Origin of the sequence: Sphingomonas phyllosphaerae 5.2 (assembly GCF_000419605.1) — a bacterium.
GTDB classification, from domain to species: Bacteria; Pseudomonadota; Alphaproteobacteria; order Sphingomonadales; family Sphingomonadaceae; genus Sphingomonas; species Sphingomonas phyllosphaerae_B.
Genome location: NZ_ATTI01000001.1, coordinates 264,580 through 278,970 on the forward strand (window position 1 = coordinate 264,580; position 14,391 = coordinate 278,970).

Here is a 14,391-nt window from a genome sequence, read left to right on the forward strand (position 1 = left end):
GGTTCGGCCGCCGGCGTGGGGGGCACGCCGGCGGCCCCGACTGTCGCAGCTATCGGGCGACCCGAAGGGCTGTTCGGCCGGTAATGAAGGAGGGGATCGGGTGGTGGCCCGATCCCCTCCAATTCGTTCAAAAGGATACTAGCCGATCGTTCCGTGCGTGACCAGATCAAAACGGTCCGCGTTCATCACCTTGGTCCAGGCGGTGATGAAGTCGGCGACGAATTTGTCCGTTGCGTCGGCGCAGGCATAGACCTCCGACAGCGCGCGCAGTTGCGAATTGGAGCCGAACACCAGATCGGTGCGCGATGCAGTCCACTTCTGCTCATGGGTCGTGCGATCGGTGCCGACGAACTCCTCGTCGCTTTCGTCACTGACCTGCTTCCACGCAGTGTTCATGTCGAGCAGGTTTACGAAGAAGTCGTTGGTCAGCTGACCCACGCGCGTGGTGAACACGCCGTGCTCGCTACCCTGCGCATTGGCGCCGAGGACGCGCAGCCCGCCGACCAGCACCGCCATTTCGGGAGCGGTGAGGCCGAGCAGCTGCGCACGATCGACCAGCAGCTCCTCGGTCGGCACGTTGAACTTCACCTGCAGATAGTTGCGGAAGCCGTCGGCCTTGGGTTCGAGCACGTCGAAGCTGTCGGCGTCGGTCTGCTCCTCCAGCGCGTCGGTGCGGCCCGGCGTGAACGGCACCGTCACGTCGTGGCCGGCGTCCCGTGCCGCCTTCTCGATCGCGGCGACGCCGCCGAGCACGATCAGGTCGGCGATCGAAACCTTCCGGCCGCCAACGGACGCGCCGTCGAAGTCCGCCTTCACCTGCGCGATCACGCCGAGCACGCGCGTGAGGTTCTCGGGCTCGTTCACCTCCCAAGCGCGCTGTGGCGCGAAGCGGATGCGCGCGCCATTGGCCCCGCCGCGCTTGTCCGAGCCGCGGAAGGTGGAGGCGGAGGCCCAGGCGGTCTTGACCAGATCCTGCATCGACAGCCCGCTTTCCAGCAGCGTTGCCTTGAGCGCGGCGATATCGGCAGCGTCGATCAACGGGTGATCGACCGCCGGGATCGGATCCTGCCAGATCAGGTCCTCGTGCGGCACTTCCGTACCGAGATACCGCAGCTTCGGCCCCATGTCGCGGTGGGTCAGCTTGAACCAGGCGCGCGCCCAGGCGTCGGCGAAGTACGCCGGGTCGGCGCGGAACTTCTCCATCACCGCGCGGTACGCAGGATCGACCTTCAGCGCCATGTCGGCCGAGGTCATCATCGTCGGCACCTTCTTGCCGGGCGTGTGTGCGGCCGGGGCCAGCGTATCCTCGGGATTGCCGACCGGCTGGAACTGGTGCGCGCCCGCCGGGCTCTTGGTCAGCTCGTATTCGTGGTCGAGCAGCATGTCGAAATAGGTCATGTCCCACGTCGTCGGCGTCGGGGTCCATGCGCCTTCGATGCCGGAGGTGATCGTGTGATCGCCCATCCCGCTTTCGTGCGTGGAGGTCCAGCCGAGGCCCTGCGAGGCGATGTCCGCACCCTCCGGCTCGCGGCCGACGAGCTTGGGGTCACCTGCGCCATGCGCCTTGCCGAAGGTATGGCCACCGGCGGTGAGCGCGGCGGTCTCCTCGTCGTTCATGCCCATGCGCGCGAACGTCTCACGCATGTCGCGTGCCGAGCCCATCGGGTTCGGGCATCCGCCGGGGCCTTCCGGGTTCACGTAGATGAGGCCGTGCTGGATCGCGGCGAGCGGGGTTTCGAGCGCGAGTCCGGCTTCGGGATCGATGCGGGTCTGGCCGAGCCATTCCTCCTCGGTGCCCCAGTAGACGTCCTTCTCGGGCTCGAACACGTCGGCGCGGCCGCCGCCGAAGCCGAAGGTCGGCCCGCCCATCGATTCGATCGCGACGTTGCCGGCGAGAATAAACAGGTCCGCCCAGCTGAGCGCGCGGCCGTACTTCTGCTTCACCGGCCACAACAGCCGGCGCGCCTTGTCGAGATTGCCGTTGTCCGGCCACGAATTGAGCGGGGCGAAGCGCTGCTGCCCCGCCGACGAGCCGCCGCGACCGTCGCCGGTGCGGTACGTGCCGGCCGAGTGCCACGCCATGCGGATGAAGAACGGGCCATAGTGTCCGTAATCGGCCGGCCACCACGGCTGGCTGTCGGTCATCAACGCAGTCAGGTCGGCCTTTACGGCGGCAAGGTCGAGCTTCAGGAATTCGGCGGCATAGTCAAAGTCGTCGCCGAACGGGCTGCCCGACTTGCCCTGTTGGTGGAGGATGTCGATCGACAGCGATTCGGGCCACCAGTCCCGCGACGTGTGGCCGAGCAGCTTGCGCATCGCGGCCGGCTGCTTCTTCGGATCGTTGATCGGGCTACCCTCGGTGATGGCGTCCATATTTCGTCTCCTCTCGCGACCAGGGGGCCGTCGTGCCGCAGCCGCGGTCCGCGGGCGCATGCGACCATTCCGCCGGTCCGTGGAGACGGTGGTAGCGGAGCGGCGATGATCGGGAAAATGCGAAATACGGCACGCTATGATCGAACCAGGCGATCAACGCAGCGGGAGGATGTCGCCGAAATGGCGCGGAGCCTCCGGCAGGATGATGTCGGTGGACCGTATGTTCGAACCTGCCGGCTGTTACCGGGCTTCGATATCCGCAGGCGCAGACGGGGCGCGGATGTCCGCGGGGACGGACAGGGCGACGCCATGCGCGGGCACGTCACGGCGGACCAGCGCGCCCGCAGCGACAATCGCGCCTTCACCGATCGCGATGCCGCCGATCACGGTCGCGCCGGCATAGATCGTGGCGCGGTCGCCCACCACGGGGTAGCGGGCCTCGTCGGCGGTGCGGCGGCCGAAGGTGGCGTGCTGGTAAACGGTCACGTCGGCGCCGATCACGGTGCCGGCGCCGATCACGACTCCGATCGGATGCGGCAGCCGTAGTCCGGGACCGATCGCCGCGGTCGGATCGATGTAGCAGCCATAGCCTTTCACGATCCGCCGCCATGCGACGATCGCGACCAGGCGGCCCGGCGCGCCGCCGCGCAACTGGCCCCAGCGCATGATGCGGTAGAGCGTGGCGACCGCGAAGCCCGGGTTCAGGAACCAGCCGATCGCCGCGCCCTTCAGGCCAGTGCGATCCGCATTGGCCAGCAGGTCACGCCGCCACGTCATCGCGCGGCGACCGCGGCGATGGCGTCGGTATAAGCGGCGCGGTTCTCGGCGACGATGCGGTCCTCCGCGAACCAGCCGAGCGCGGCGGGATCGCGGAGCCCGCCGATGCCCCATGCGCCGGCGTCCGCCAGCGCCGTGTCCATCGCCGCGGCGAGCGCCTCGACATCGGTCGGCTGGTAGGTGATCGAATGCGCGGCGAGATCGGCGATCTCGGGGATGCCACCGGCCTCGGCACAGATTGCGGACAATCCGTAGGACAATGCCTCGATCAGCGTGCGCGGCAGCGGCTCCGGCCAGACCGAGGCGATCAGCACGGTATCGATCGCGCGGTAGAAGTCGCCGGCCTGCGCGAAGCCGATCCATTCGATGCGCGGATCGGGGTAGCGCGCCTTCAATTCGGCGACATATTCGGGCACGCCGACCCCGGCGATGCGCAGCCGCCAGTCGGCACGGGTGACGCGGGTGGTCGCCTCCAGCACGACGTCGATGCCCTTTTCGGCCTCGATGCGGCCGATGAAGCCGAAGACGAACGGCGCGCCGGGCGCGGGCGTGTCGCGCGGCTGTTCGTCGAGCGGCACGATGTTGAAGATGCGCCGCGCCGGCACGCCAGGGAAATAGCCCTCGGCATGGTGGCGGCGGATCACGTAATCGCTGTTCGAGACGAGCTGGTCGACGGTGGCGGACTCGCGCTGGCCGGGCGCGGTGAGCACGCGGCATTCGAGACAGCGCGTGGTGCAGTTCGCGCCGTTCTTGAACAATGCCGAGCGCGTGCACATCACGCCGTAATCGCGCAGCGTCTGTACGAGCGGCAGGCGGCGCTGCTTGATCTCGCGCCAGATCGCGGGGCTGAACCCGGTGATGACGTTGCAGTGCACGACGTCGGGGCGAACGGCATCGAGCAGGCGCCCGATCCGGCGCGCGGCGGCGCGGTTCCAGCGGTTCCGCGCGTGCCATTGCAGCCGCTTCAGCTTCGGCTGCGCCGGAGCGTCGGGATCATAGGGCCAATAGACGTTGTCCATCGGCAGCCGGTGGACGTTGACGCCGTTCTTCAGCTCGGTGACCGGCGCGGCGATGTCGTCGAGCGTGGCGACGTGCACCTCGTCACCGGCGCGGACCAGCGCCTCGGCGAGTAGCGACACCGACTTCTCCGCGCCGCCGATCCGGTGCGGCGGGTACAGGACGTTGACGATGAGAACCTTCATGCGCCGAACTTCGCACAGGCATCGGCGAGGATGCGGGCGGAGCCGCGCCACGAGTAACGCGCCACGCGCTCGCGGCCCTTGGCGAGCCGGTCGCGGCGGATCGCGCCGTCGTGATCGTCGAGCAGCATCTGCATCAGCGTGGCGAGCGTCGCATCGTCGTGCGGCTCGAAATAGTCGGCGGCCGGGCCGCACACTTCGCGGACCGCGGGCGCGGTGCTGGCAAGGACCGGGCAATCGTTGACGAACGCTTCCAGCGGCGGAATGCCGAAGCCCTCGTAGATGCTCGGGAAGATCAGCGCGCGTGCCCCCTGCATCAGCCCGGCGACCTCGGCGTCGTCGAGCCGGCCCGGGAGCAATACGTCGGGTCCCGGCTCCGGCAGCCCGGCCGACCCGAACACGCTGCGTTCCATGCGGCCCACCGCGACCAGCTTCGCACTTCCGGGTGCGAGGCGCCCGAGCGCGCGGAGCGCGACCGCGAGGTTCTTGTTGCGGGTGAGATTGCCGAGGGTCAGGAAATAGCCGCCCTTCGTCAGCCCGAGCCGCTCGACGACCTGCGCATCGGGAGCGATCGAGAGATGCTCGGCGCCGTTCGGGGCGACCACGATGTCGCGCTCGGCGACCGGCAACACGTCGGCAAGCTCGGCGCGCGAGAATTCGGAGACGGTGGCGATCACCGCGCGGCGCGCCAGCAGCCGGTCGAGCAGCGTATGCGCGAGGACGTAGGGTTTGCTGAAATGCTCCGGATGGCGCTGTACCGAGGCGTCGTGGATGACGACGACCTGCCGCTTCAACGCGATCGGGCCGGTCATCGCCAGGCACAAGGCGGTGCCGGCGCGCGCCACCCGTGCGAAGTCGAGCTGGTCCCACAGGTGACCGGCGCGCGTGCCGACGACACGCGTCTCGATTTGCGCGAGATCGAGCCTGCGCGCGCCCGGCGGGGTGAGCAGGACGTAGCGCGCGGGGAGTGCGCCTTCCCCGGCGAGCCCGTCGAGCGCGGTCACGATCTCCTGCGCGTAACGCTGCACCCCGCTGATCGGCTGGGTCAGAAAGCGGCCGTTGATGAAGACGTCGGCCATCAGCGCGGCGCCAACAGGCTGCGGTAGAGCTGCTCGGTCTCGTCGATCATGCGCATCCCATTCAACTCTTTGCTGCGCCGTGCGGCGGCGGCGGCCATGTCCGCGCGGGCCGTAGCGTCGGTGCCGATCCGCATCGCGGCCTCGACCAGCCGGTCGACCACCGCATCGTCGTTGGCGACGATCATCCCGCACCCCGTATCGCCGATCACGTCCTGCGCCCCCGCCACCTCGGTGGTGACGATCGGCACGTGCGCGGCCAGGCTTTCGAGCAGGACGTAGGACAGTCCTTCGTAGCGGCTGGTCATCATCACCGCGTCGAACGCCGGAAGCAGTTCCTGCGCCTTCGACTGGCGCTGCCAGACGAAGCGGTCGGCGAAGCCGGAAGCGGCGAGGTCCTGCTCCACGGCGCCGGCACATTCGCCGTCGCCGAGCAGGACGGCGCGCAGCCGCGGCACGCGCTCCATCGTACGGCGCATCGCTTCGACGAAACGCTCGGGCGCCTTCTGATAGGAGAGCCGGCCGACGAAGCCGATCACGATATCGTCGACGGACAGGCCCAGCCGCGCGCGCGCCTGCGCGCGCGAGACGTCCGGCGTGTGGATCACGCCGTTGCGGATCAGGTGGCAGCGGCCGTCGGCGATGTGCAGCCGGCGGGCGAACGCCAATTCCTCGCCCGAGACCGCGATCAGCGCGTCGGTGCGCAGGCCCAGCGCGATCTCCGCGCCGTTGAAGAGCACGCGCGCCGCCAGCCCGGCCCCGGGATCGAGCCCGCGGAAGGCATGCGGCGTATAGATTCGCTTCGCGTCACCGACGCTGGCAAGGCGGACGAGCGCCCCGGCCTTTGAGCTGTGGCCGTGGATGATGTCGAACGGCCCGGCACGATGCAGCGCGGCGCCGAGCGCGCGTGCCGAGGCGAGGTCGTGAAGCCCCAGCGAACGGTGCATCTCCAGCGGCTCGGTGGCGATCGGCAGCGCCGCGATCTCGGCGAGATGGCGCGCATCGGCGCGGACCGGGGAGTAGATCAGATGGACGTGGTGGCCGCGCTGCCCGAAGGCGGTGGCCAGGTCCATGACGTGGCGACTTGCGCCGCCGCCGCCCGCCTCGATCACGAGGCAGATGCGCATCGGGCCGGTGTTCACCGCCATGACATGGTCACCCGTGGCCCGTGGGTGGGTGTTGCGGCGCGGCCGACGCTACCGCGCGCCGCGAAGCGCGCGCGTCCGGCCATGCCGACGGACCTGCGCGTCGGGGGCGCGGTGCCGCCATGCGAGCGCAGGAAGCGATCCCGCGCGGGGACGGCGGCGGCGCTGGCGGCGGTCATCCGCGCGCACCGTTCGTCGCACCCGACGTCGCTTGCTTGCCCGTAACCCGTGGCACTCGTTCAAGTCTCCCGCCGTATCATGAGCACGGCCGCTCGCCTGGGCGGCACGATCGCATGCGGCGGCTTGTAGCCGTGCGGTTCCGCCGGGCGCAAGCGCCGAACGTCCCGCACGGCGCTCAGCGCGGCGTATCGGCGGTGACGCGCGCCGTCGTGGCACTGTCGATCCACACGCCGTCACCACTCGCCAGATAAGCGCCCTTGGCAGGAAGTTGCGCGAGGCCGGCGCGAAGATCGGTACGATCGGCGAGCATCCGCACACGTCCCGGGCGACGCCCGAACGCGGTGCAGCGATTGTTCTTCAGCGTCACGTCGGTGGCGTTGGAGACCGCGATGCAGCCCTGATCGACGCCGTCGATCTGGTTGTCGCGGATCAGCAGCCGTGCGTTGAGCGGCACCGGCGCGAGCGGCGCGGTGCCGTTGTCGGTCGCGCCGTCGTTGCCGAGCTCGCCGAACACCGTGATCGCGGCCCAGACGCGGCCGGGGCGCGTGTCCTGCCCGGTGTCGGTGATGCGGTTGCCCGCGACGACGACGTTGAGCGCGCCTGCGCCCTCCATCCACATCGCGCTGGTGAGCAGGCGGATCGCATTGTAGCGCAGCCCCGAGAATTGGTTGTCGCGCACGAGGCCGTCGGGCGCCTGTGCCAGCACGCCGTGGCCGATACCGTTCGAGAAGCGGTTGTCGACGATCGCGTAGCGTTGCGCGAGCAGGTCCATGTTGCGGGCATAACGCACCGCCGTCGCAGTGACCGGCGCGGTGAAGGTGGTGCGCATCGCGCCCGAGGCGTCGCGCGGCGCGCGTTGCGCCACCTGCGCGGTGCCGACCAGTTGCAGCGCGGCGTCGAACAACGCGAGCTGCGCGCCCGGATAGACGCGCGCGCCCGTGCCGCCGATCGTGCCGGTACGTCCGCCGGTATCGAGTGCGGCGGTGAAGATCGGGCTGGCGATGTTGATCGAATCGTCGCCGCTGTCGGTGAAGTCGTTGTTCTCGACGAGGATATCGCCGCTGGCGGCGGTGACGTGGAACGCGTCGTAGGCGATCGCACTGCTGCCGGCGCCGAAATGCGCGCCGACGATCGCGAGCCCGCGTCCCATCAGGTCAGCGACGACGCCGCCGCCAGCCGAGTCGCGGATCGTGACGCCGTCGAGGGTAATGTCGTGCGACACCGGCTTGTCGCCGGGATCGGCGATGCGGATCGCGCCGCCCTTGTACCAGCTGAGCTTCACCTGCACCGCCTGGCCCGGCGTGAAGTCGCCGAGCCCGCCCGGCACCGTCCCGTCCGCCTGCAGCATCCGCCCCTGCTTGCCGAACAGCACGCGCGCACCCGCGGGCGCGTTCACGGACACCTGGTAGACCGGCGTACCCGGCGGCGGGGCGGCGCCGGCGAAGGCAAGGCGCCCCTTCGCGACGTGCGCCGCCACGACGGGCGGCCGGGCATAGCCGACCGACAGCCCGCGCAGCGCGACGCGCGCGGCGTTGCTGATGAGAATGCCATCGCCCCAGTTGGCGAAGACCAGATTGGCGCCGCGGCCGTCCACCAGCACGTCGCTGAGCCCGTCGAGCCTGAGCGCCGGCGGCCCGCCTGCGATCGGCCAGGCACCCGGCGCGAGCCGCAGCGTGCCGCCGCCTGCGGTGCGCAGTCGCGCCAGTGCCGCCATGATCGCAGGCGCATTGTCACCCGCAGTGGGGCTGAGCGCGATCACCGGACGCCCCGCGACGCGCGGCGCGATCACCGCGAGCGTGACCGGTTGTCCGTCGGCGCCGGTCCATTGGCGATGCAGCCCGTCGCCCTGCGCCGGCGACTGGCGCGCGGCGGTGGCGAGCGTGGTCCAGTCCCCACCCTGCGCGGGCGTGCTTTGCGAGGGAGCGGGCGAGCAGCAGGTGGCGACCGCCAGCGCGACCGGAACGAGCAGGCGTGGCATGGCGATCATGCTTTGGAGCAGGAGGTGGGGAGGGCTTCCCGATGCGGCACAGACGAGGGGATCATCGGATGCTCCATTGCGGTCGTCACCAGCATAGCGCGCCACGCCGATCGACGTGACGGACCACGATGGCGGATCGGCCAATCGCTGCGCCGGCTCGGCGCATTTCCACGACTCGTCAAACGCCGTGTTCCGTCATGCGGTTGCGCCGATGGTGCACTGCACGCTATCAGCCTGGCGTATCAACGATCAAGAAGGACCGGTACATGGCGCTCGTAGGCGGAGACCGATTGCCTTCCGCACGGCGCGGGCCGACCGCGCGCGTCGCGCTCACCCCGTACGGACAGCGCGCGAGATCGTTCGGGGGCATGTTCGCGATCCATTTCGTGCTCGCCTCGCTGGCAGCCTTCGGCGCGGTCACGGCGCCATCGGCGGCATGGGCCTATGCCGCGCTCATCCTGTTTGGGTCGATGTGCTTCGGGTTGCTGCGCACATCGCCGGCAACGTTCCTGTTGTTCGTGCCGTTGCTGGCGTTGCGCATCACCGAGTTCATCTCGGGCGGAGCGATCGAGGCCGGCGCCTTCATGGTCGAGACGAACATCACCGGGCGTCCGACCGGGGCGTTCACGCGGCTGCTGCTGATCTATCTGCTGTTCTTCCTGACTGCGACGTTCGTCGTCGAGGCGGCGTGGCCGCGGCTGAAGGTGCTGTTTCGCGAGGCGCCGAAGCGGTGGCAGGTCCAGGGGCGGCTGATCTGGCTGGCGTTGCTGATCGTGATGGGCGCAGCGACGCTGTACCTGGTGCGGCTGGGGATCAACAACGGCTTCCCGCTGATCTCGCATATCGATCGCTTCGCGTTCCTCGAGAAGGTCGATTCGCCGATCTATTCGGCATGGATGACCAACCGGACCGTGCTGGTGCCGTTCATCGGCGCACTGGCGTGCATCCCCGGATATCGCCTGCGCGGCGCGCTGTTGCTGGTGTGGCTGCTCGCGCTGTCGGTGCTGTTCGGCGAGAAATTCACCTCGTTGCTGATGATCCTGAGCATCTTTTCGATTCCGGTGGGGCTGGTGCATATCGCCAACGATCGCGCGATCCCGACCGGTGCGATCGGCGGGATTTCGCTGGCCGTCGTGGTGGTGACGGTGCCGGCGGTGCTGGTCGCTTACGGAGCGCTCACCAACTTCGACCATGCCGTGCAGCGTTACGGACAGCGCGTCGCGCTGCAGGGGCAGCTTTGGTACGTCGCCGACGAAAAATACCTGTCCGCGACCCGTTTCGACGATCGCGCGATCGGCGCCGACGTGGCGTCGTGGATGCAGCCGGGCGAGCAGGACGCGACGAAGGCGGGCACGCGCTTCGGCCTCTACTATGTGATGCAGCCGTTTACCGATTCACGGCTGCTCGGCTGGGCGATGGAGGGCGGGACCGGATTCGTCTTCTCGCTTTACCCATATCTGATGATGACGATGGGAATGATCGGGCTGCTGTTCGTGTCGTCGATCATCGCGATCTTCCACGCGTTCGTGATGAAAATGCTGGCGCAGACGATCGCAGAAAGCAACTGGATCGCCTCCGTGCTGTTCGGGCGCGCGATGAGCTCGCTTTATGGCGGATATACCACGGGATACCTGTGGAATTTCTTCGGCATCAAAAACCTGCTGACGTTGGCGGTCGCCTTGTTCATCACGTGGGAAGGACAGCGCCGGGACAGTCGGGTGCGCGCGATGATGAATTCGCTGGCGCGTCGCTGATACGTTCGCTCTTCCGCTGCGTTCTGCCGTCGCCCGCTTCGGCAACATCGACATCGTGCGCGGCGTCGCCGCGCTGATGGTGGTGTTCCAGCACGCATCACAGCGTGCTGGCGTCTTCGGCCCCGATCAGCGCTTCCTGCTCGAGTGGTTCAATCCCGGACAGGCGGCGGTGGTCGCGTTCTTCCTGGTCTCGGGGTTCGTCATCCCGCTCAGCCTCGAGAAGGGGCGGAGCCTGACCCGCTTCGCGACCAGCCGCGTGCTGCGCATCTATCCGCTCTATCTGGTCGCCTTTGCGATCACCTATCTGGTGGTGCGCGGGCCGATCGACGCGCGCACGGTCGTCGCGCAGATCGCCTTCGCCTCCGAATATCTGCACACCCACAATTATGTCGGCAACTCGTGGACGCTGTCGATCGAGGCGGTGTGGTACGTGCTGTTCGCCGGGCTGTTCTTCCTGCGCCGCAACCGCTCCGACGTGACGATCGTGGCGCTGTTCGTCGCGTTGATCGCAGGCGGTGCCGCCTTGACGTTGACCGGGCATCGCGCGCCGATGGGGCGGCTGGGGATGCTGGCGACCTGCGCGGTCGGGCTGTTCGCGTATCGCGCAGTGTCGGAGGGCAATGTGCGCGCCTTTGTGCGCCCGGCGGCGGTGCTGATCCCGGCGATCGCGCTCGGGTTGATCGTCGGCTTCGGACTGGCCGGCACGCACGGCGCACTCGACTTCTCGCTGCGCGCGATCGCGCTGTCGTGGGGAGCAGGTTATGTGCTGTTCTTCGGATCGTTCGCGCTGCGCCTGCCCGAGGTGGCGGAGCGGCTGTTGCGCAAGCTGGGCACGATCAGCTTCTCCGTCTACCTGATGCATACGTTCGCCCTGTGGACGGTCACTGCCATCGGGCTGAGCGGCTGGGCGTATATCGGCGCGGCGATCATATTGTCGTTGCCGCTGGCGATGGCGTCCTACACCTATATCGAGCTGCCCGCGATCCGGCTGTCGCACCGCTGGCCGCGCCGCAAGCCCGATGCGGTCGCACGCGAACCCGCTCCACTCACCGCCGACTGACATCGTCCACGACCCCGCCGCGCCGCCCGATATGGCAGCGCGGCGGGGATTCATGCGTCCGTGCGAGCGAGGCGACACGCTGTGCGTCAAGTGCACGGCGGCACGGTTAACTTGCCATAAACCCAACCCGTAAAGCTAATCGTGGGGCTGGCTCGGTATCAAAGGATATCGAGCACGGGTGGGAAGTTAAGCGACATGTTGACGTCGATCTACAACGCGTTCAGCGTTGCCGATTACTTGAGCGACCAGCAATGGGCCGGTGGGCGGGTGGATGCGGTCCAGCTGCATGGCGGTACGGCGGGGTGGAACGACTGGCTTTCGTCGGTGCAGTGGCAGGCGGACATGTTCGCCAACCAGGATGTCGCCGTGATGTGGTCGATTCCGTTGATCCCGTATGGCGCGACGCTGGGCGATGCCGGTGCGGGCAAGTACGATGCCAAGTTCCTGGCGATGGCCAAGCAACTGGTGGCGAGCGGCGCAGGCGACGACAAGATCTACGTCCGGCTGGGCTGGGAGTTCAACGGCAACAACTGGAATTCGTCGTCCGCGGTCGGCGAGCCGGAGAATTACGCCGCAGCCTATCGCAAGTTCGTCGACATTGCGCGGACGGTTTCCGACAAGTTCGTGTTCGAATGGTGCCCGGCGCTGGACACCTGGGACATGAACCCCGAGGCGGCCTATCCCGGCGACAAGTATGTCGATGTGATCGGCGTCGACATGTACTATAATACCGCATGGCACGACAAGGACGCAGTGAAGGCGTTCGACTGGTTCGTGAAGCAGCCATACGGCCTGCAATGGCAGCAGGACTTCGCAGCGGCGCACGGCAAGCAGACCGCGATGGGCGAATGGGGCGTGAACAGCGACTCGCCGGAATTCATCAAGCTGGCGATGCAGTGGATGGCCGACCACGACATGGTCTACCAGAATTACTGGGAGTCGGACGCGGCGTTCAAGGGTGACCTGAGCAGTGGCCAGTACAAGAAGGCGGCTGCCGCCTACCTTGCGATGCTGGACCAGCTGGCGACGCCCGACGCGGCGTCGACGGTGAACGCGTCGGTCGACACCGCGCTGCGGACGGGCGAAGTCGCGCTGACGCTGGTCGGCAATGCGATCAACGGCTCCGGCAACGCGCTCGACAATGTCATCACCGGCAACGCGCGCGACAACGTGCTGCTGGGCGGTGCGGGTAACGACAAGCTATATGGTGGCGCGGGCAACGATCGGCTCGACGGCGGCACGGGCATCGACACGATGGTCGGCGGGATCGGTAACGACACCTATGTGGTCGCGCAGACCGGCGACAAGGTGGTCGAGCGCGCGGACGAAGGGATCGATACGGTCTATGCCTCGGTCGACTTCACGCTGAGCGCGAACGTCGAGAACCTGTACCTCGTCACCGGCGCGACCAAGGGCACGGGCAACGATCTCGACAACCAGATCTTCGGCACCGGCGCGGGCGACGTGCTGAAGGGCATGGACGGCAACGACGTGCTGCGGGGCTATGCCGGCGACGACGCGCTGTTCGGCGGCAACGGCAACGACACGCTGTATGGCCACGAGGGCAACGACTATCTCGACGGCGGCGCCGGCGCGGACCTGATGGACGGCGGCAGCGGCAACGATACCTATGTCGTCGACGATGCCGGCGACCAGGTGGTCGAGTTCTTCCAGAACGGCAACGGCGGCGTCGATACGGTCTATTCCTCGATCGACTACACGCTGACCGCCAACGTCGAGCATCTGTACCTGACCGGCGACGCGCGGATCGGCACCGGCAACAACCTGTCCAACGGGTTGAACGGCACCGCCGGCGCCGACACGCTGCGCGGGCTGGGCGGGGACGACTGGATTTATGGCAATGCCGGGAACGACCAGCTGTTCGGCGATTCCGGCAACGACTGGCTGTACGGCGGCGAGGGCAACGACCGGCTGGATGGCGGCGCGGGCGCCGACACGCTGCAGGGCGATGCGGGTGACGACACCTACATCGTCGATAATGCCGGCGACGTGGTGGTTGAGCGCGCGAACGGCGGATACGACAGCGTCTATTCGGGCGTGAACCATACGCTGGGCAACAACGTCGAGGCGCTGTACCTGACCGGCGGCGCGCGGATCGGCACCGGCAACACGCTCGACAACGCGCTCTACGGCACCAGCGGCGACGACACGCTGTCGGGGCTTGCCGGCAATGACGTGCTTCGCGGGCAGGCCGGTGACGATAAGCTGTACGGCGGCGCCGGCGACGACACGCTGCTCGGCCACGAGGGCAACGACTGGCTGGACGGCGGCACCGGCGCGGACACGATGGACGGCGGGACCGGCAACGACACCTATGTCGTCGACGACATCGCCGACCGCGTGATCGAATATTACCAGGACGGCAAGGGTGGCGTCGACATCGTGTTGTCGTCGATCGACTATGCGCTGGGCGCCAATGTCGAGAACCTGACGCTGACCGGCACTGCAGTGTTCGCCACCGGCAACGCGCTGGACAACGTCATCCGCGGCAATGCGTCGAACAACGTCATCACCGGCGGCGCCGGCAACGATACGCTGTACGGCGGTGCCGGCGCGGACCGCTTCGTTTTCGGGGCGGGATCGGGCAAGGACGTGATCGGCGACTTCGGGCGCGGCGACACGATCGACCTGGGCGCCTATCACTTCGACACGACGCCGGGCGTCACGAACGTGCATGGCGGCGCGCTGATCGACCTGGGCGGCGGCGACACGATCCTGGTCGCGGGCGTAACCGCGGACCATCTGGCGTTCACCGGCGGCAGCTTCGGCTTCATCTGACCGGACGGGCGGGGCGGCAACAACCGCCGCCCCGCCCGATCGTTCCGACG

The 14,391-nt window shown here is 68.1% G+C and carries 9 protein-coding genes; 3 read left to right on the forward strand and 6 right to left on the reverse strand.

From position 1 onward, the window contains the following. Positions 1-138: 138 nt before the first annotated feature. The 6 genes from katG to SPHPHY_RS0101385 form a co-directional block, all read right to left on the reverse strand. Positions 139-2,373 (reverse strand): catalase/peroxidase HPI, encoded by a 2,235-nt coding sequence (katG, locus tag SPHPHY_RS0101355; protein WP_022684920.1) that lies wholly within the window; start codon positions 2,371-2,373, stop codon positions 139-141. A gap of 240 nt (positions 2,374-2,613) precedes the next feature. Beyond that, positions 2,614-3,150, reverse strand: coding sequence for a serine O-acetyltransferase (locus SPHPHY_RS18800; protein ID WP_051148247.1), 537 nt, complete (start codon positions 3,148-3,150; stop codon positions 2,614-2,616). Continuing rightward, positions 3,147-4,352 carry a glycosyltransferase family 4 protein gene (locus SPHPHY_RS18805; RefSeq protein ID WP_022684922.1) on the reverse strand — a complete coding sequence of 402 codons (1,206 nt, stop codon included), beginning with the start codon at positions 4,350-4,352 and terminating at the stop codon, positions 3,147-3,149. The genes SPHPHY_RS18800 and SPHPHY_RS18805 overlap by 4 nt, the downstream gene beginning before the upstream one ends. Next, positions 4,349-5,428, reverse strand: coding sequence for a glycosyltransferase family 4 protein (locus SPHPHY_RS0101370; RefSeq protein ID WP_022684923.1), 1,080 nt, complete (start codon positions 5,426-5,428; stop codon positions 4,349-4,351). Before SPHPHY_RS0101370 ends, SPHPHY_RS18805 begins: the two co-directional genes overlap by 4 nt. Beyond that, a complete protein-coding gene (locus SPHPHY_RS0101375) occupies positions 5,428-6,567 on the reverse strand; it encodes a glycosyltransferase (RefSeq protein ID WP_196802094.1) in 1,140 nt (379 codons plus the stop codon). Before SPHPHY_RS0101375 ends, SPHPHY_RS0101370 begins: the two co-directional genes overlap by 1 nt. 358 nt (positions 6,568-6,925) lie before the next feature. Further along, on the reverse strand, positions 6,926-8,728 hold the full coding sequence (locus tag SPHPHY_RS0101385; RefSeq protein WP_156024956.1) for a right-handed parallel beta-helix repeat-containing protein: 1,803 nt from the start codon (positions 8,726-8,728) through the stop codon (positions 6,926-6,928). Positions 8,729-8,994: 266 nt separating this feature from the next. Between SPHPHY_RS0101385 and SPHPHY_RS0101390 the strand changes: the two genes are divergently transcribed. From SPHPHY_RS0101390 to SPHPHY_RS22625, 3 genes are all read left to right on the forward strand, one after another. Beyond that, the gene (locus SPHPHY_RS0101390; RefSeq protein ID WP_156024957.1) at positions 8,995-10,482 is read left to right on the forward strand and encodes a DUF6418 domain-containing protein; all 1,488 of its coding nucleotides are present in this window, start codon (positions 8,995-8,997) and stop codon (positions 10,480-10,482) included. Positions 10,483-10,528: 46 nt separating this feature from the next. After that, a complete protein-coding gene (locus SPHPHY_RS0101395; protein WP_331271025.1) occupies positions 10,529-11,542 on the forward strand; it encodes an acyltransferase in 1,014 nt (337 codons plus the stop codon). Between the two features lie 195 nt (positions 11,543-11,737). Then, positions 11,738-14,341, forward strand: coding sequence for a glycosyl hydrolase (locus tag SPHPHY_RS22625; protein WP_022684929.1), 2,604 nt, complete (start codon positions 11,738-11,740; stop codon positions 14,339-14,341). Positions 14,342-14,391: the final 50 nt, after the last annotated feature.

Bases quoted from the DNA above. Each gene is read 5' to 3' on its own strand.
- katG (WP_022684920.1), bottom strand. From the start codon at position 2,373: ATGGACGCCATCACCGAGGGTAGCCCGATCAACGATCCGAAGAAGCAG.
- SPHPHY_RS18800 (WP_051148247.1), bottom strand. From the start codon at position 3,150: ATGACGTGGCGGCGTGACCTGCTGGCCAATGCGGATCGCACTGGCCTG.
- SPHPHY_RS18805 (WP_022684922.1), bottom strand. From the start codon at position 4,352: ATGAAGGTTCTCATCGTCAACGTCCTGTACCCGCCGCACCGGATCGGC.
- SPHPHY_RS0101370 (WP_022684923.1), bottom strand. From the start codon at position 5,428: ATGGCCGACGTCTTCATCAACGGCCGCTTTCTGACCCAGCCGATCAGC.
- SPHPHY_RS0101385 (WP_156024956.1), bottom strand. From the start codon at position 8,728: ATGCCACGCCTGCTCGTTCCGGTCGCGCTGGCGGTCGCCACCTGCTGC.
- SPHPHY_RS0101390 (WP_156024957.1), top strand. From the start codon at position 8,995: ATGGCGCTCGTAGGCGGAGACCGATTGCCTTCCGCACGGCGCGGGCCG.
- SPHPHY_RS22625 (WP_022684929.1), top strand. From the start codon at position 11,738: ATGTTGACGTCGATCTACAACGCGTTCAGCGTTGCCGATTACTTGAGC.